The following is an 18673-nucleotide window of genomic DNA, read 5'->3' on the forward strand; positions in this document are numbered from 1 at the left end:
CGGGCGATCTCGTGCAGGGCTTGAGTCAGCCAAAAAGACAAGAAAAAGAAGCGAGGATTCATCGTGTCCGGCCACTTGGACGAAGCCGCTGGGGTATTCAATGCCGCCGCCGAACAAGTTCCTGTGGAACTGGCCCAAGGCGCTGACCAGCAGCTCACCACCGTCGTTCAGTACATCCAGCAAGCCGGCGGCCCGATTGGCGAAGAGCTGACCGGCCTTACCCAAGCCATTCAGCAGGACTTGCAGGGCTTTCTCGGCCGTCTGGTCGATCTGCGTAACCGGCTCGGTGAAGCCACCCAACGGGTACTGCAAGGCGGCAGTTGAAGAGCCGAAGGGCAACCCGCGCAGGCTGGTCCGGGGCCGCCACGTCGGAGCGGGAAACCGAAGGGTCAGCGGCTGGACCGCGAGCAAGCCGACGCGCTGCGGGCAACGCTGCCACCGACCGTGCCGAGCCCAAACCCGGGCGGCGCGAAGACGCACGGCCGGTGGATTGACGAGCACGGCAAGGCGCACCCGATCGTCAGCGGCAACGACGACGACGCGGCCGAAGCGTGGCGGCTCATGCGGGCCCGCGGAATCCATATGCCGATCGAGCCGCTCAGCACCACCCACGTCGAGACCAAACTCGCCGCCCGAATGGTCCGCGAGCAGCGGCAGCACCTCGATGTGGTCATCAACAACGTGCCGTGCAGCGGGCGACTGAGCTGCGACCGGCTCCTGCCGATCCTCCTCCCCGAGGGCTCTAGCCTGACCGTGCACGGCCCGAACTACCGCAAGACCTACACCGGAGGAGCCAAGGCGTGAAGCTCGAAGTCTGGTACAACCAGCGCCCAGCCAACGACCTCAGCGACGGCGACCCCGCGATCTACCTGGAAACAGCCGAACAACTGGCCGCGTTCCTCGACCACATCGTGGCCGCCAGCCAACCCGGACCGGTCTGGCCAGTCATCGAGGTCTCCCTCGCCGACAACCCCGCCTCACCCGTCATTGAAGCCGGACTCGGACCCGAACACGGCTACATGATCTACCACACCAGCAACGACAGCGGCCTGTCACAGGGCGACCCCACTCGGCCCGGCGTCGCCACCTACGACTACATGGGCAACATGCGCGAAATACCGGCCAGCGCCGAAGTACCAGTCACCCAAATACGGGATGGGCTGCGGGAGTTCTTGCAGGACGGGCGGAAGCCGACGACCCTGCGCGCTCCAGATCGTCCGGGCAACCCCAGACCTACTGGCGCACAGCCTGACGGCCGCCGAGATTAGCGCGCTGTCCGCGACCGGCGGGGCCGTTCGTCAAGTGCCATTCCGATCGACCGGACCAGACTGGAAGCGGGAGCCGTCCGGATGGTGCAACTCATGCACGGTGTTCGGGCCACTGCCTGTCAGGATGGACGTGAGCTGTGGCAGGCCCATCGACTCTCGCGCGCTATCGACGCGCAGCGGCAGCCCAAGCGCTCGCCGACTTGGGACGCGGCTGTTCGGGGTCCCACCGCCAACTGCCCGACCCAAGGTGAGAGCGCGGCGCCCGCAGCGTCGAAAAGTATGTCGTTTCGGGCCAGGCCTTCGCGAAACTGTCGGTGCTCGCCGATACCATTGCTGTAGTCGGAGCGAGGCGCTCGATGTCGACGTTCGTGCTGCACACCGCCACCAATCGGATGCTCGATCTCGCGCAGCTGAGCGAGCAGGACTACATCCTGATCAGCTCCATGCGCGGCCAGATCCGCCACGGCGACCGCGTCCTGCTCTGTCAGGCGGCGGCCGCCGGTGACGACGAGGGCGCCGAGATGTACATCAAGCAGCGCAACGACCGCTACTTCGCGGCCCACTTCCCCGGCAGCGGGTGCACCCAGGTCCATGAGATCGCTCGGGAGTCCGATGAGCACCGGCGTCAGAAGGACTACTGGCAGCGCGCCGCGGAGGAGGCCGGGTACCAGGCATCGCAGGAGCTGCGGACCGGAAACGGCACGATCCTCGACGTCGCGATCGAGGGGCCGCGGCGTACCGGAATCGAGGTACAGCACTCCGCGCTGGACACCAAGCTGGCCAAATCCCGCAGCACCCGGTCGTTCCGCGCCGGATGGCTGCCGGTCTGGTTCCTCGACTCCGATCACACCCCGCGGTGGTTTCATTCCGTCCCAGCCGTGAACTGCAACGTACAGCTCCCGTGGAGCACGACCCTGCCGCCGCGCCGATCAGCCACCGCACTGGGGCCCAGCAAGTTCGTCGCGAAACTGTGCACCGCGACAAACTTCGGGACCTGTCCTGCTGGACCCAGGAACCGCAAGAAGCGCCCATGCGGCCACCACCACCCAGCCCGCGAGCCCTGGTTCGGCCTAACAGTCGATGACGTTGCGGCCATGATCCCAGCGGAACAGATCGTGCCCATGCGCGACGTGCGCGGCAACGTTCACCTGGTCGATCACGAAAACCTCGCGTTATACGAGGAGCTCACCGGCTCTGACGCCGCCTACCGACCCACCACCTCGAAGCAACACCGCCGCAGCACCACCACAAGCAGCCGCTGCGCGAATCCGATCCACGATCAAGTCGCGGCGTACGTCGAGTCGACCTGTTCTAAATGTGGTCATGCACCGACCGGACCCGGCGGTGTGCTCTGCCTCGCCTGCCGGATGGCTTTAGAGAACCGGCCGGTCAGCAGCTACTACGAGAACCTGTTCTAACGAGTCCCGATTCCAGTAGCCGTGACGCTGGCTTGCGCTTCTCAATTCGGGCAGGGGTCATTGCGGAGTCCGCCGGTCTTTGTGCGGGACGATCACCTGGCTGCCGCCTGCCCACATCGCTCCACATACCGGACATTTGACGTACCATTCGTCGCCTGGCGCGCTGAAATCCAGTTTGACCACGCTGTCCGGTGCCCGGGCAGTTGTCGGTTGATTCGGCTTCGCGAGTAGTCATTCGGAACCCTAACTGGAGACAATTGTCAATCTGGAGCTGATCAATGTAGAAGTCAGGTGGTTTGGGCGACATAGCTGGGCGCCATGGCTTCCATCTGCTCAATCACGAGCCGGATGGCTTCGGGCTGCTTGTCTGGTGGGTACTTGTGCTTCACGAGCAACCGCTTGATGGAGGACCGCAACTTTGCGCGCACATCGTCACGCACTGTCCAGTCGGTTTTTACGTCGCGCCGCATGACTTCCACCAGCTCGCGTGCGATCTGGGCGAGCACATCATCGCCCTGCAGCTCGACGGCGGACTCGTTTGTGCTGACCGCGTCGTAGAACGCCAACTCGTCGTGAGACAGGGGCGGGCTGAAGCGCTGGCCGCGGTTGCCTTCGGCGGCGACTTCCTTGGCTAGCTCGATGAGTTCTGCGATCACCTCGGCCGAGGTGAGCTGCTGGTTGGTGTACTTGCGCATCAGCTCGGCGATTCGCTCGGAGAATGCCCGCTGGCGAACCAGGTTGTGCCGCGTAACCTGATCCGACTCCTCAACCAGAAGTGCACGCAACGCCTCGATCGCGAGATGCGGGTTCGATGAGGATTGTGCCTTGAGCTGGAACTCCGGTCCCAGGTCGGACAGCGACGGCTTCGGCAGGCCAGCGGCGTCATAGATGTCGACGATCTCACCGGACGCAGTCGAGGTCGCCACGAGTGCGGAGAGCATCCGTTGGATCTCCTCCGGCACGGGCTTGCCCTCGGCCTGCCGCTGTTGGGCGTCGAACTTGCCCATCCATACCCGGACCTCCTCGTAGAACCTCGCCGTCACGCGGAGGTGTTCGAGGGTCTCGTTGCCTGAGCACAGCGCCCACGCTCGGGCCAACTGGTTGGCCAGCTTGCGGAAACGGTCACCGAGCGTCTCTTCCCCTTCCGGTACCTGGTTGCCGGGGGTCGTGGGCGAGCGGACGTAGTTGGTGAGCCCGTAGGCCGCCTTGACCCAGCTTTTCGGGCCTCCGTCGAGCTTGGTCCGCCACGGGTAGCCGGCGCACACTTCGTCGAGCGAGGCGATGAGCGTGGTGGTGAGGTCCACCGCCTCGTCGATGTTCTTACCGACCGGCTTCTTGGCGCGGTCGGTGTCGGTGTATTCGGCGAGCGCCCTGTTGAGGTCGTCCGCCAGAGGCGCGTAGGCGACGAGCAGCCCGTCGGGCTTGCCGCGGAAGGTGCGGTTCACCCTCGCCAGGGTCTGCATCAGGAGCGCACCTTTGAGGGGGCGGTCGAGGTAGAGCGTGTGCAGTGGTGGTGCGTCGAAGCCGGTGAGCATCATGTCTTTGACCAGGACGATCTGAAGCTCGTCGTCGGCGTCGCGGAGGCGCTTCTGGATGACCTTGTTCTGCCCGTCGCGGCGAACGTGCTTGGCCACCGGCATGACATCTTGAGCCGAGCCGGAGTAGACGACCTTGATCACGCCCTTGTCGACGGCGTCGTTGTGCCAGTGCGGCTTGAGCTTGACGATCTCGTCGTAGAGGTGGGCGCAGATCTCGCGGGTCGCGCCGACGATGAACGCCTTGCCGGGGGAACCGATGAACTTTCGCATCTGCTCCGAGCGGTTCTCCCAATGGTTGACGATGTCCACAGCCAGCGCCTCCAGACGAGCAGGCGCCCCGTAGACCGCGTTGATCACAGCAACCGACTTCTCGATCTTGGCCCGCTCCACCTCGTCGAGCCCGACGGTCGCCTCGTCGGCGGCACGGTCTAGGTCGTCTTCGCTGACGTCCTTGATTAGGCCGACCTTGATCAGCCGTGGCTCGAAGTAGACCGGGACGGTGGCGCCGTCGTCGACCGCGCGAGTGAGGTCATAAATATCGATGTAGTCGCCAAATACCTCGCGGGTGTTGCGGTCCTCGAAGGAGATCGGCGTTCCGGTGAAGGCGATCAGGGCGGCGTTGGGCAGGGCGTCCTTGAGGTGACGTGCGTAGCCGTCGAGGTCGTCGTAGTGGCTGCGGTGAGCCTCGTCGGCGACGACGATGATGTTGCGGCGGTCCGACAGCAGTGGATGCTCCAGCCCGGCGTCCTTCTCGGCCTTGCTGAGCCCGAACTTCTGCAGCGTGGTGAAGTAGATGCCGCCCGTCGCGCGGTCGGCCAGCTCTTCGCGCAGTTGCGCGCGGGTCGTCACCTTGATCGGAGACTCGCTCAGCAGGCGGGACCGGTTGAAGACTTCGTACAGCTGCCCGTCGAGTTCCTTCCGGTCGGTCACCACGATGATGGTCGGGTTCTTGAGCTTGGGCTGGGCAGCCACAAGGTGGGCGTACAACTCCATCTCCATGGACTTGCCCGAGCCTTGGGTGTGCCACACGACCCCGGCCTTGCCGTTGCTCTCCACCGCAGCCACGGTCGAGCCAACCGCTTTGGTGACTGCGAAGTACTGGTGCGGCTTGGCGATCCGCTTCGCGTAACCGTCGGCTCCACCGTCGAACGCGGTGAAGTTGCGCTGCAACTGGAGGAACCGCTCCGGGTTGAACACCCCCTCGACGAGGAACTCCAGTTCGGTGCCGAGGTGCACGTCATCGAGTGGTTCGCCGAGCTTCACCGGCTTGCCGTCGTCGTCGACATTCCAAGGCGAGTAGTGGTTCAGCGGCGTGAACGGAGTGCTGTAGCGGGCGGTGATCCCGTCACTGATCACGGTCACCACAGCGAACCGGAACGCCATCGGGAACTCACGCAGGTAGGTCGCCAACTGGGCGTGTGCCGCGTCCAGATTGGCCTTGGCCGCGCCCGCCTGCTTAAGCTCGAAGATCGCGACCGGCATGCCGTTGAGGTAGAGCACCACATCGAAACGGCGCTCAACCTCAGCAGTGCGGACGGTGACCTGGTTGACCGCGAGCAACTCGTTGTCGCCGACCTGGTGGCTAACCAGCCGGATAGTCGGGTTCTGCTCAACCCCGTCAGCGTCGATGTAGCTGATCCCGCGATAGCCCTGAACACAGATCTGGTGCAACCGGTAGTTCTCCGCGATGGCGTCCTGCGAGGTCGGCTGGATGATCTCCGCGAGCGCCTGCTCCAGGTACTCAGCCGGCACCTGCGGATTCAGCTCCCGCATCTTGGCCAACATCCGCCCGGGAAGCACGATGTCATCCCACGACTTCCGCCCGTTTTCAGCGCCCGGCGCGATGGCGGTCCCTGGCAGTGGCCGCCACTCCTGCTCGGCCAGCGCCTCCAGTCCAATGTTCTCCCAATCTGCCTCGCTAAACCCCGGCTGCCCTGCCATCACACAACCCCCTCCAGGATTCTCTCGCTCTCTAGTACACGGACCTTTCCAGACATCAGCAGGGGCAGCAGTTGATCACGTGTCGTCACAAGAGTTTCGTTCTCGGACAGTGCTGCCGCTATCCGGTTCTCTATCGCCGTGAGCGCGTGCTCCACTTTTCCGCTGGCCTCGGAGCGAACCATTGGCAGGAGAACCGCTTCGAGCTGGCTCCTGTTGATGGCACCGAACACAGTGCCTTCTGCCTCGTAGGGCGCCCACGCCTCGTGTGCCGCTCGTACCTGATGAAACAGCGTCATCGGACGCTGGGAGCGAGAACGTAGGCTTGCAACACCTCGCCCGATGCACATGTCCTCGTTCGCGATATTGGTCTTTCCCACAGGTGCGCGAACGCTTACAAGAGTATCGCCGGTTCTGGCCGTTCGTACAGGCGCGGTCGTCCACACCCGCCTCCGGGGAAAGCGGATGCCGAAGTCCCGCACGCCTTGGTAGAAGGGAAGGCCATCTTCCTTTTCGTTATAACTCGTTCCCGGAGGCGACGAACCCATCGTCACGAGCGCCTGAGACGCGAGTGGGGAAGACCGACCATCGAGAGATTTTGATAGAACAGCTTCCGCTAGCTTGTCGGAGAGATCCACAACACGGTCGTTAGCGGCGATCTTGTCGTCGAGCGCTCCCAGCACATCCGCAATTGCGTGCTGCTCTAGGAGGGACGGAACTGGAAACCTCAGGCGGGCAAGTGTTTCCAGATTGATATTATCCTGGACTGAACCGTTGGCCTGGTTTTGAATACTACTCTTTAGGTATCGGAATGAATACTCAATGAAGCGCACGTCGGCTTTCGTTGGATCTGCCACGAATCCGACAATGCTATCAGGAAAGCATGCCGGGGATTGCAGGATTCCCGTTTCTGCAATATTGGCGGCAATTGTAATGCACATCGTCCCGGCTGGCCAAAGGCGACTTTGCGCGAGCCCTGCATCGCTGTAAGTTTGAGTGAATTTCGTAATGCGTCCATCCGACGCCTTGACGTCGCCTGTTTGGATGAATGGGTAGGCGCCGCCGTAGAGGTGCTCGGCGTATCGTGGACGGTGGCGCGACCGCCCACGGTTCACCTCGCCTAAGTCATTAAGATTGACTAGCTGCCACGTCCCAGAATAACTACTTGACATTGACCTCTAGCCTTTCGAGCTGTTCGCGGACGACCTTTTCTAGGTGTGCCGAGTCGTCAAATGCCGACAGTAGTTCCTTGGTCAATCGCTCGATCTTGTGGTCGATGGGTTCGCCGTCGTCTTCGATCTCAGCGGCGCCGACGTAGCGGCCTGGGGTGAGGGCGTAGTCGGCGGCCTTGATGTCGGGCAGGCCGACTGACTTGCAGAAGGCGGGCATATCCTCGTAGGTCAGGTGCTTCTGTGCGGCGGATCGGGTGCCGCGCCAGGCGTGGTAGGTGTCGGCGATCTTGGCGATGTCTTCATCGGACAACGTTCGGAGTGCTCGGTCGACCATATAGCCGAGATCACGGGCGTCAATGAATAGCACCTGCCCGGTTCGGTCTACTGCCCCATTCTTTCCGGCTCGCTTGTTTCTGGTGAAGAACCATAGACAGGCTGGAATTCCCGAGTTGCTGAACAATTGGGTCGGCAGCGCGACCATGCAGGAGACGAGATCGGCTTCGACGATCTCAGCGCGGATAGTGCCTTCTCCATTGGAGTTCGATGACATCGAGCCGTTCGCCATCACCACACCGCCGCTGCCACCGGGGGCGAGTTTGGACAGGATGTGCTGAATCCACGCGTAGTTGGCGTTGTTGGCCGGCGGTACACCGAACTTCCAGCGTGGGTCCTCGGTGTTTCGGGACCAGTGCTTGAGATTGAACGGTGGGTTAGCCATGACGTAGTCCATCTGGACATCGGCGTGCTGGTCGCGGGCGAACGTGTCGCCCCACCGCGCCCCGAGGCCCTTGTTGTCGATACCGTGGATGGCAAGGTTCATTTTCGCCAAACGCCAGGTTTCCTCCAAGCTTTCCTGGCCGTAGATGACGATATCCTTCGGGTCGCCGTCATGTTCGTAGATGAACTTGTCCGTTTTCACGAACATGCCGCCTGAACCACAGCACGGGTCGTACACCCGCCCCTTGGAAGGTTCCAGGACTTCGACGATTACCCTTACCACGCTGGTCGGTGTGAAGTACTCGCCACCCCGCCTGCCTTCTGCCAGCGCAAACTTGCCGAGGAAGTACTCGTAGACTTCGCCCATGAGGTCGCGGGCGCGGTGTTCGCCTTGGCGGCTGAACTTGGTGCTGTTGAAGAGGTCGATCAGTTCGCCGAGGCGGCGTTGGTCGATGTTGTCCTTGTTGTAGAGGCGTGGCAGCGTGCCTTGCAGGGTGGGGTTGGTCTTCATGACGAGGTCCATCGCCTCGTCGATGAGTTGGCCGATGTTCTTGGCGGGCTCGGTGCCCTCGGCGGGCTTGCCCTTGGCGTATTGGGCGAGGTAGGCCCATTGGGCGGTGGGCGGCACGACGAACACTCCGTACCCCTGGTACTCCTCGGGGTCGTCGATCAGGTCCTCGATCTGCTCCTCGTCGTAGCCCTCAGATGTGAGGTCGGCGCGGATGGTGTCGCGGCGTTCGTCGTAGGCGTCGGACACGTACTTGAGGAAAACCAAGCCGAGGATGACGTCCTTGTATTGGTTCGCGGACAGCGAGCCGCGGAGCCGGTCGGCGGCCTTCCAGAGGGTGTCCTTCAGCTCCTTCATCGTCGATGGGGCCGATGGCTCCTGCTTTTTACGGGGAGGCATGCTGCCTGTCCTTCCTATTCCGTTGTCCGCGTTGTGAGGGTTACCGCGCCGGCGGCAACCCCATCGATCATGGCCGTAACGAGATCCCGCGTCGCGTCCAGGTGCAGCCGCAGAGCAGCCTCGTGGTTCGCCGCTGCGGCAAGCACGTGTTCCAGTCGCTCCACCTCAGAGATGTCGAGGATTGGCACGTTCCACGTTTGCCAGTCGCTGGGCTCGTTCGGCAGCCGGTTGATGATCGCCGCCATCGCGTGGGGGCCGATCCCTGCCTGCGAGCCGATCCGGAGGATCTTTGACGGGGAGGCCACCAGTGATCCGCCGTGGTCGTCGACCCTCGCAGTTGGGCGTGGTCGTTCCGCGAACACGACATCCCCCGGATCTGTTCGGACTGCGCGCGAGTACAAGCGCTCCGCGTCGAACGGATCTAGGCGCGCGGTGCCGTGGGGGTCGGTCGCGGATAGGACCGCAACGGAACCGGCAGCGTTGTAGTGGCCGGGATCGATCCGGCTGCCGCGCAGCACCCGCACGTGTCGCAGGTCCTTCAACTCGCCCAGCGACCGCCTGCGTAGCAGCATCGAGCCAGAGGCGCGTTCGGCCAGCACGTCGTAGGGTCGGATCGACTCGCTCGTCACGAGGGTGGCCGCATTGATCATGGCGAGGTGTCGTTCGATCTCCGTCGTCGCGAGCCGCAATGCTCGGACCCCACGGGGTACGACGACGGCGCGGGCACTCAGGATCGGTGGGAGGTCGTGTGGACGAAGGTAGCGGAAGGCACGACCTCGCGCGGCAGCCAACGCGCCGGTCACGTCGGAGGCAAGGTCGCCGAGGTCAAGCTCATCTCGGGTGAATGCGGCCAAGTCGGCGACCATGGGCCGCCCCGTGAACCCTCCGGTCGCGCAGACCCACAGGCCCAGCGCTTGGCGGTGCGCCTCGCGCCACATGCCCCGAGGAAGACGTAGCGCGACGGCGAGGCTCTCTGAGCGGAGAGTCTGCGCTCGGTGTCGCTCCTGCTCTCCCTGCAGTTCGTCGCACAGGACGCCAGCAGGGCCGACGACGATTGCGAGTTCGCCCTCGGCGAGGTCGAGCACTAGGTTGTCTACCAGGTCGAGCACCTCGTCGGCGGTCCTGCCGATGGTCGACAGCAACCGGACGCTTGGGGCTGCCGCGTCGTCAACGGTCTCGATCTCGCGAATCGCCGCCCTCCGTCTGATGTCCCGCAACTCTGGGACGTCGCCGGGCACCACGAGGTGGGCGAAGGTGTCAGCGAGCGCGAGCGTCACGCTCGACGTCGGGCCGACGTGTACGAGCGACAGGTCCTCGGGGTCGAGGTGGAGTGCGCAGGCGTCGGCGACAGCGTGGATGAGGTCGACCGCGTCGGCGGTGAGGTCGCGAGCGCCGACCGCCCGCGCCGCCCTGCCTTGCTCCAGTCGCTCAAGCGCCTCGCGCGGGCCGTACGACGCTTCAAGCAGGTCGTCAATGAACCGCAGAGTGCGCGCAGCGGGCATGGACGCCTTGACCTCGCGCAGCAACACCCGGTCGCCGGGGTCGACACCGCGCGCCCGGGAGATACGTTGCTCTGCCGTCGTCTCCGCCAGTTCCTCCCCAGTCAACGCCGCGAGGCAGAGCCACGTGACGAGTTCGTCCAGGGCGACGTCATCGGGCACGCTCAACGCTGGTGCGTCGAGATTGGCCTCGCTGTTGTTACCGCGACCAGTACGCTGCAGCCACTCGACGATGTCTTCGCGACGGAACCGCTCCACCCCGCCGGAAACCTCGACCGGATCGGGGAAGGGCAGATGCTGACCGCGGACACGCGGCCTGTTGCGCCACATGCTCACGACCGGGCGACGGACCCGAGCCAGGTCTGCGACATCCTGCAACGTCAACGTGGGCGCGGCATCCTCCACAGCGCACCTCCCTTCGGTGATCTTGTCGATGTCACACAGAGTACTGCGTGGGATCAAGTCAGCGACGACACAAAGTGATAATCCGGCTTATCAGCTGCTTCATTCGGAGATTGACCGGGTCGCCGTCAGTCTTGCCGCACAGCTGCCGGTCGTCGGCAGCATGAGACACGGGAGAAGGCCAGTGTCCGAGCACATCAAGCACCCAGCCCACTTCGACAACGACGCCTCAGCCGTCGTGATCGAGAGCCTGACCATCCATGACCGCGAGGTGGCACGCGAGGCCCAGCGGTGGGTCTCGGGCGAGCGTGGTCCTCTCGTGGAGAATCTCGACGCGCTCGCGAGCGCCGACCTGACGAACTACGTCACCGAGGCCGTGAGGATCGGTGCCCACGCGCTGAGCGTGACCGGACAGGCCCAGGAGGCCCAGGCGCTCGAACGGATGTTGAAAGACGTCGGAGACAAGACTTCCGACTCCGCGGCCCACGCGGCCGAGCTCACCGCGCGAGCAGTACGAGAAGCGTCCGAGGCCGTGATGGCGGCAGCCCGGGACGCCAAGACAGCCATCACAGAGGCGGACACCCGCAGCCGTAACGAGCTCACCACGGCGGTGATGACGGCGAAGCAGGACCTCAATGCTGAGCTGCGTCGAATCTTCGCTGGTGAGAGTCCCGAGCTGGTCGCCCGCCTCCAGCCACTGCTGAACAAGTTCGGCACCGACCTCGATGCGAAGGTGAGTGCGGGAACCGCTGAACTGCTGACGAACGCCGCTAAGCAGTTCGACCCGTCCGAGCCGACCTCGCCGATGGCCAAGCATGCCGCGGCACTCACTGCCAACCAGGAACAGCTCACCCAGCAACTGGCCAAGCAACACGCCGAGTTGACGAACAAGATCGAGGAGGTGTCGGCGGTCCTGCGCGTCAAAGAGGCCACGACAGCGCTCGCGAGGGTGACACCAATCAAGGGCGAGTCCTACGCGGGCTCGGTACACACGGTGCTGACCGGCATCGCCACCGGACTCGGTGACGACTACACCGACACCAGCACGACCGCGGGTCGGCTGCCTCGCTGCAAGAAGGGCGACGGTGTGCTGAGCCTGAACGACGGCGCCGCTCGGGTCGTCGTCGAGATGACCGACTCGGCCCGCACCAGCTGGACAGACTACTTCGCCGAAGCCGAGCGCAACCGCGACGCCGCCGCATCGCTGGGCCTCGTACGCACCATCGACCAGAATGGCGGACAGACTCTCCGGGTGATCGGCGCCCAGCGGCTCGTGCTGGCCTTCGACCCCGACAACGACAACCCCGACCTGCTGCGTACCGTGATCATGCTCCTGCGAACGACGGCCATAGCAACAGCAAGCCGCAAGGGAGTCCATCACGTCGCCACCGCCGAGGAGAAGATCACCGAGGCGCTCAACCAGCTCGTGAAGATCGACTCGGTTAAGAAGCTGTCCGCGACGATCCAGAAGTCCGCAACGAAGATCGACAGCGAGTGCTTCGCCCTGAACTCGGCCGTTCGGCGTCTGCTCGACGAGGCGCTCGTCGCGCTGGCCGGCACTCAGGCAACTGGTCCGGAACTCGTCAGCACGGCCGACGCCCACGGTGCCGCGTGACAGGGAGGAGGGCGGGCTGCCACAGCGTGTGAAGACGGCCCGCCCTCATTCGCCTCATGCCAGGGAGACCCCGGCGCATCACAGTGGTCCGGCAACTGTCGTTATTGGTGCCTGGCTTGAAACATACCTACGAAACAAGACCAATCTCGCGAAGGAACCTACTTGGCCCTTTCTGGATTACTCGATGGTACCTTGTGACAACAAATCCTGAGTAAAAGACTCGCACCTCGTCGCGTGCTCTAGTGATGGATACATAAAACTTGCGGCGGTCCTCGGCTAGTTGTTCGGGGTTGTTGTGCGATAGGTAGTACGGGATACTGTCTTCGTCAGCACCAATCAACAGGACCACGTCGAATTCTCGTCCCTTACTCGATGTCATGGTCGTTACCTCGACCCGGTCGAGCTTGCGTGCGCGCCCAGCAAACTGCTGCACTGTCAGTCCTCGCATGCTTCCGGACGTCAGCGACTCGATCATTTGTCGCATCTCAAGCGCGTCGTCAGCCAGCGAGACCTGCTCCAAGGCGCGTTCGAGCCCGCCGGCCATGAGCGCGGCCACCAACTGCTCCATCGGCGTGTCGGGCTGGTCCGCGTACCCCATCAGCAACTCGACAAGCGCGACGTCGTCGGCCTGGGACCAGCGCGCACCCACGATCGAACGCCACCGACGCAGCTGATCACCCAGGCGGTAACCACTCAGCTCGCGCCCCAATGTCGCCCACGCGGCACATCCCTCTACAAACGCTGTGACAGTCGTCAAGCGATAGTCAGTTTCACGCACGAACGCCTGTATGTCGCTGTTTCGGAGCACGTTAGCGACTTCCTCACACTGCCGGTTCTGTGGGCAGATGACGGCGATCTCATGCAGGGGAATGCCGCGCTGCTGCGCGCTTCTCACATGATTGACCACCTGCACATATTGGTCCGAAAGGCCACCAGGGCAGAACACGGCCGATACGTGGCCGCCGTCACGATTGCTCGTAATAAGTACCTGCCCCCGCCGCCGCATGAGATTGGCGATCCGGATAATTTCCTGTCCGCACCGATAGTTATGCTCCAGCTCAACAGGTGTCACTTGTGAGTGCCGCGCAAGATCGTGCAGCAACTCGGGACGGGTCCCGGTAAAGGCGAAGACCGCTTGGTCCGGGTCGCCAACGGCGAATAGTTCAGAATTCACCGTGTAGTCGAAACACAACGCGCGAACCAACCGGTCCAACCCCGGCGCAAGATCCTGGTACTCGTCGACGTACAGATGGGGATACTCAGCGGTCAGCACCTTGCGGACGACGGTGTGCTGCTCGACGAACTCGACCGCGATCGCCACGATGTCGAGGAAGTCGTGCAAGCCCTGTGCGCGAAGCTTCGCCTCATAACGTCGCGCGACCTCCGGAACCTTCTCACCGGCAAGCGACCAATCGTGCTCGGACGCAAGGCGCTGCCGGTTGATTTCGATGGTCGACCGGACGTTGCGGGTGTCCTCGCCTGGTGCGAAGATCTCCGCAATGGCCTGGTCATACGCCTGCGTACACTGGCGCGTACTGGCAATAGTGATCTTGGTTAGTTCTGGGCGGCCCACAACCGCAGCGAACGGCTCAATGACACGGCGCAGAGCAAAGCCGTGCACTGTTCCCAGGAACAGGGTGGAACGACCTTCGACGCCGAGGTCTTCAACGCGCTGCCGCAGCTCGCCGGCAGCGGCATTGGTCAGGGTGATACACGCGGCACCCTGCGGTCTGGGGATCTTGTTCGCGAGATCGTACGCCAGTCGCGTCGCCAGCAGCTTGGTCTTTCCGCTGCCGGGCGGAGCCAGTACGGCACAGTGACCTTCGGTTGTGAACGCCTCCCACTGCCGCTGGTTGGTCTTGAGCTGCCTGATCGAGGCGGACAACGCGCTCACTGCTGCTCCAGATACTGCAGCGCGTCGGCGACATACTGGGGTGGCCTGACGTCACGCAGTGCCAGTCGCTGCGCGTAGCGGCCTTTGCCACCCGCGTTGCTGATCATACCCATGAACTCGTCAAAGCCGGGATCTTGCTGATCCCAACCGTCGATCTTGATGATCGAGGGTGCCTTGCACAGCTCTTTGAGACTTTCAAAGCATGGAGTGATATTGCTGGGATCGGCGACCAAGAGATCATGCTCGAAGGTGCTGCTACCGACGAATACGCCGTGCTCGGTGGGATCAGCGTCGGGATGTCCGAGCAGGTCCACCAGCGAATCGGCCCGGCGGTCACCTTGGCTAATCCCGTCGCCGTTGACATCGCCATCGGTGAAGACAGCCCAGGGGATCTCCAGGGCATTGCAGAACTTGATGTAGGACGCGAAATGTGTGCCGTGGATGGCACATACGGAGATACCCAGCTTGTCGAGATTCATACCGAGCGCTTCGGCCAACTTGGGCACAAGCACCTGCTCCGCAAAACCCTCGACAAGGAGGACCCGACGCGCGAATACCAGCTCGGCCCGGGTGGCGTCGAGGTATCGGGCAATATCATCCCATTCGGCCGGGTCGAGCTCCGCTTGGTGTGCTGCCGCGGCCCGCGTCTGGTTGCCCACCGTGCGCAGGACCACCAGGCTGCGCGGATCGACGACGCTGGCGATATGCGGAGATTGCGTGGTGACCAGCGTGGTGTTGGCGTACTGCTGCTCGTCCAGCAGCCGTCGAAAGATCAGCCGTTGGAGATGGGGATGCAAGTGGGCCTCGGGCTCCTCGATGGCCATGACCACGTGCGCGATATCAGCGTCGCTGTACCGCCGCACGTCCAAGCCAAGTTCGTGCAGTGCGAGATAGATGACGTTGAGGGTGCCGAGGCTGGCACTGCCCAGGCTGCGGTGGGCATCCCCGTCGAGGAACAGGCGCATGCTCCGGATCAGTCGTAGCGGATCATCAGGAGCCACCGCGAGTTCAGTATCGACAGCCTGGTTCGGCCCGACCATGTCGACCAGTCGCTGGGCGATGTTGCTTCCCAGGTCCTTCACCAAGTCGAGGTCATTGAGTTTGTCGTTCGCATCCTTCATCGCTTGGCGTACCTCGCCAAGGTCTTGTTCGGCGGTTGCGGAGGCGACGCCTTGCAGCAGTGCACGTAGTGGCGAGCGGCGCCAGTTTCGGATGTCTGACTCGACATCCCGCAGCGCGTGCAGGAACAGCAGGAACAGGTAACTGCGCAGGTCAGACGCGATAGTCCGCTCGAAGTTGTTACCGCCGTACACCGCACCGCGGTACTTCGGCGTCTGTACATCGGCACCGGTATCGACGGGCGCAAACCGATAGGTCAGCCTGGCCCGCAGAGGGTCTTCTTCGACGAGCGCGTCGCTGAGCGCCGCGACCAGCCTGGCTTCATCAGCGAAGTGGATGATGTCGATAGATGCCTCGATGACATGGCCGGCCGCCATAGGGTCCCAACCGTCCGAACCATCCGAGAGGCCGTCCCAGAAGTCTTCTCGTGTCAGTTGGCGGTCTGTAAACGACATGCTGGTATCGAGGATGAGCCGCAACGCGTGCAGGAAATTGCTCTTGCCGACCCGGTTCTCGCCAACGATCACCGTGCCCGGCAAGAGCCTCAGCTCGACGTCTCCCAGATTGCGGAAGTTCTTGACTGAGATCCGGTCGATATGCATGTGCTGCTCCGGCTACTCGCTTGTGTGCCCGAATGCTTCGCTGACGCCACGGTGATCGTGCCGACCAGAAACGACGTTACGCCCACTAACAGGTCCGGATCGGGAACCACCCGCCGCGCAGGCCGTCGGCGCGGTGAGCCAGACCCTCAAGCTGATCCACGACACGATCCGGCGCTCGTCGATCCCCGCTCCACCCGGATTGGACGACGCCGCCCGCGCACTCAAGCTCGCCCAACGGATGCCTGACGAGGCAGGAGGGGGCTCAACTCACACCACGGTCCCCTCGGACGAGGCGTAGACCGGTTCCCGCCGTGCCGGTTGCTCGGCACCGCTGTGCAGGCCGCCGAGGGCCGACGGCAGGTACCCGGCTTGCCGCCACCTGCGCAGCACTTTCCGGCCGTAGTTGTTCGTGCCCGCGAGCCGGTCCAGCTCCGCGCCGGTCGGTGTGCGGCCCTTGGCCCGCTCGGTGACGTAGTAGGCCCACATCCGCTGCTCGGCGGTGGGCTCGGCGGGCGGGCGAGACTGGTCCGGGACCACCGCGAGACGCACTACCGACCCGGTTTCCTCGCCGGTCTCGCCCGTCTCTGCGGTCTCGGAGCTGGTCTCGCTCGCAGTCTCGTCGCGGTGGCGCTTGAGCGCACGGTTGAGCAACTCGACCGCCAGCAACAACGCCAGCGGCGGGCACGCCGCCACCGCCACGGCAAACACGCTCAACTCCGGAGCCGCCGCCACGTTCGCGCACAGCGAGAGGCAGATCCCGAACAGGAAGGACGACCACGCCGCCCACCGGCCACCGGCACGGCGGCCGGTCGTCTTCCACAGCTCGACCGTCGCCATGGTCAACAAGCCGTCCACGATCAGCGGCCAGATCGTCGCGGTGGCCTCGTCCGCGCCGAACCGCAGTGCGAACTGTCGACCATGCCGGTAGGAGGCATAGGCCGCGCCGAGTGCGACCAACGCCGTGCACGCGCACTGCACCCACAGCGCGCGGTCATTCCGAACCGGGGATGCCGTGGCGCTCACCGCAGCACACCCCCAGCCGTATGCCGCCTGTCATCGAGGCAGCAGCCAACGCATGCGAACACCTGAGAGCCGGTCACCGACCGGCCCACCGGCACATGCGGCACGCGGACGCGGACGCGGAGATAGTCAGCTCCACACGACACGGACGCCAACCCATCGGCCTGCAAGGGCGACAAGCGAACGATGATCTCGTCCGTGCTCACTGCGCACCACCGCCCGAACGACGGCGACGCCGGACAACATCGACGGTGGCGGAAACCAGCAGTTCACGACGGGTGCGGTTTCGTGTAGATGCTGTACGAGCCGCGCCGGGGGCACTCGCAGCAATCACACCATGCTTGACCTGGTGTTTTTCCAGTCTGACGACCTTTGCGTCGTCGCTTGCTTCCGCAGCGGTCTGGGCGATGCCGTCGATCCTGTCGCTGGGTAGCGTGATGTCGATCATGGCGTGGTCCGTTTCGTGGTCGACGCTGACATGGAGTTTGCTGAGTTCGTAGAGCCGGGCCTGGAGCTCGACCGGCGCGCGATGGAGGTTCACCGCCAGGTGCGGTAGCAGGTTGACGAGGTCGAGGTCCTCACGGGTCGCAACAGCTGGCGACCTCTGGTCGTGGTGATCAAGTTCGGTGATCTGGTCGAGCACGAGCCGGTGTTCGACCCCGAGCGAGTTGTATCGCTCGCTGAGCCCCTGGGTAAAGGGATCGTTGGGGTCGGCGTCCTCGGCCTGGCTGAGCACGTTGCTCTGCTTGCGAGCCAGCTCCGCGGCACGCTTCTCCAGTCGCACGCGACGCTCGGCGCGATCCCGGTGTTCCCGATCATCAACCTGATCCAGCTGCGGGGCGAGTAGCTCCATCCGGCGGTCGCCGAATAGGTACTCCGCGTAGACCTGGTTCACAGCGACGAGGATCGCGTCCTCGCGCATGTACATGATCTGGGGATGGTCGGTGAACTTGTCCAGGCGGCCGCGGTTGTTGTTCTTCGGCCAGCATCGGTAATAGTTGTGGCCACGGTGGTGCTGTCCGAGCATCCGCCGCCCGCACCGGCAAACGACGCGCCCGCGAAGCACGTAAACACGTTTGGTGTTCGGATGCGGGTTGGCTTCGCTGCCGTCTCTCGATCCACGCTTGGCCAGACGGCGTGCGACCAGCTCGTCGTACATCCACTTCGGGATCAATGGCTCGTGCGCCGGCTCGACCGACCATACCCACATCTCCGGCGGGTTCACGACCCCGGTACCGCCGCGACTCCGCCGCGCGCGGCGGTTGTACACCTGATATTCGGTGTATTTGGGGTTCTTCAGCACGTCCGCAACAGCGGACTTCGACCACGCTCCCCTGGCGCGCCGACCACCAGGCGGTTCCGGCGGCGGGTGCGCCTCCAGATCCGCGTTCAGACGTTCGGCAATCGTGTCGAACCCCAGTTGCTCGTGATACCGCCACTGAGCCATCAAAGTGACCGTCTCGGCTCGCTGAGCGTCCGGCTCCAAACGGGTCTTCGTGATCCCCTTCTCTGCCTTGACTGGGGGTTTGGGTGCCGGTACTTCTTCGCCCGATACCCATAAGCG

13 protein-coding genes are annotated in these 18673 nt (G+C 63.8%); 5 read left to right on the forward strand and 8 right to left on the reverse strand.

What is annotated here, in order from left to right; genetic code table 11:
• Positions 1–63 precede the first annotated feature (63 nt).
• The 4 genes from LOZ83_RS22960 (at position 64) to LOZ83_RS22975 (ending at position 2686) form a co-directional block, all read left to right on the forward strand.
• Positions 64–324, forward strand: coding sequence for a hypothetical protein (locus tag LOZ83_RS22960; protein WP_236793310.1), 261 nt, complete (start codon positions 64–66; stop codon positions 322–324).
• Positions 325–444: 120 nt separating this feature from the next.
• Positions 445–804, forward strand: a complete 360-nt coding sequence (locus tag LOZ83_RS22965; protein ID WP_236793312.1) for a DddA-like double-stranded DNA deaminase toxin — start codon at positions 445–447, stop codon at positions 802–804.
• Positions 801–1268, forward strand: a complete 468-nt coding sequence (locus tag LOZ83_RS22970) for an Imm1 family immunity protein (protein ID WP_236793313.1) — start codon at positions 801–803, stop codon at positions 1266–1268. The genes LOZ83_RS22965 and LOZ83_RS22970 overlap by 4 nt, the downstream gene beginning before the upstream one ends.
• Positions 1269–1582: 314 nt before the next feature.
• The gene (locus LOZ83_RS22975) at positions 1583–2686 is read left to right on the forward strand and encodes a hypothetical protein (RefSeq protein WP_236793315.1); all 1104 of its coding nucleotides are present in this window, start codon (positions 1583–1585) and stop codon (positions 2684–2686) included.
• Positions 2687–2973: 287 nt separating this feature from the next.
• Here the strand turns inward: LOZ83_RS22975 and LOZ83_RS22980 are convergent, their stop codons facing one another.
• From LOZ83_RS22980 to LOZ83_RS22995, 4 genes are read right to left on the reverse strand one after another with little or no spacing between them, the layout of a single operon-like run.
• Positions 2974–6165 (reverse strand): type I restriction endonuclease subunit R, encoded by a 3192-nt coding sequence (locus tag LOZ83_RS22980; RefSeq protein WP_236793317.1) that lies wholly within the window; start codon positions 6163–6165, stop codon positions 2974–2976.
• Positions 6165–7334, reverse strand: a complete 1170-nt coding sequence (locus LOZ83_RS22985) for a restriction endonuclease subunit S (protein ID WP_255824519.1) — start codon at positions 7332–7334, stop codon at positions 6165–6167. Before LOZ83_RS22985 ends, LOZ83_RS22980 begins: the two co-directional genes overlap by 1 nt.
• Entirely contained in the window at positions 7324–8958 is a 1635-nt protein-coding gene (locus LOZ83_RS22990; protein WP_374202689.1) for a type I restriction-modification system subunit M, read from the reverse strand. Before LOZ83_RS22990 ends, LOZ83_RS22985 begins: the two co-directional genes overlap by 11 nt.
• 14 nt (positions 8959–8972) lie before the next feature.
• The gene (locus LOZ83_RS22995; protein WP_236793323.1) at positions 8973–10862 is read right to left on the reverse strand and encodes an AlpA family transcriptional regulator; all 1890 of its coding nucleotides are present in this window, start codon (positions 10860–10862) and stop codon (positions 8973–8975) included.
• A 181-nt stretch (positions 10863–11043) separates the two neighbouring features.
• On the opposite strand from LOZ83_RS22995, the gene LOZ83_RS23000 reads away from it, so the two are divergent.
• Positions 11044–12474, forward strand: a complete 1431-nt coding sequence (locus LOZ83_RS23000; RefSeq protein WP_236793325.1) for a Fis family transcriptional regulator — start codon at positions 11044–11046, stop codon at positions 12472–12474.
• A gap of 127 nt (positions 12475–12601) precedes the next feature.
• Here the strand turns inward: LOZ83_RS23000 and LOZ83_RS23005 are convergent, their stop codons facing one another.
• The 4 genes from LOZ83_RS23005 to LOZ83_RS23020 all read right to left on the reverse strand — a co-directional run bounded on the left by LOZ83_RS23005 (position 12602) and on the right by LOZ83_RS23020 (position 18556).
• Entirely contained in the window at positions 12602–14368 is a 1767-nt protein-coding gene (locus LOZ83_RS23005; protein ID WP_236793328.1) for an ATP-dependent helicase, read from the reverse strand.
• Positions 14365–16089: an ATP-dependent endonuclease gene (locus LOZ83_RS23010; RefSeq protein WP_236793330.1), complete on the reverse strand. Its 1725-nt coding sequence runs from the start codon at positions 16087–16089 to the stop codon at positions 14365–14367. The genes LOZ83_RS23005 and LOZ83_RS23010 overlap by 4 nt, the downstream gene beginning before the upstream one ends.
• A gap of 267 nt (positions 16090–16356) precedes the next feature.
• Positions 16357–17112, reverse strand: a complete 756-nt coding sequence (locus tag LOZ83_RS23015) for a DUF2637 domain-containing protein (RefSeq protein WP_236793332.1) — start codon at positions 17110–17112, stop codon at positions 16357–16359.
• A gap of 199 nt (positions 17113–17311) precedes the next feature.
• Positions 17312–18556, reverse strand: coding sequence for a recombinase family protein (locus LOZ83_RS23020; RefSeq protein WP_236793334.1), 1245 nt, complete (start codon positions 18554–18556; stop codon positions 17312–17314).
• Positions 18557–18673 lie beyond the last annotated feature (117 nt).

This window comes from Amycolatopsis sp. GM8, assembly GCF_021653975.1.
GTDB lineage: Bacteria > Actinomycetota > Actinomycetes > Mycobacteriales > Pseudonocardiaceae > Amycolatopsis_E.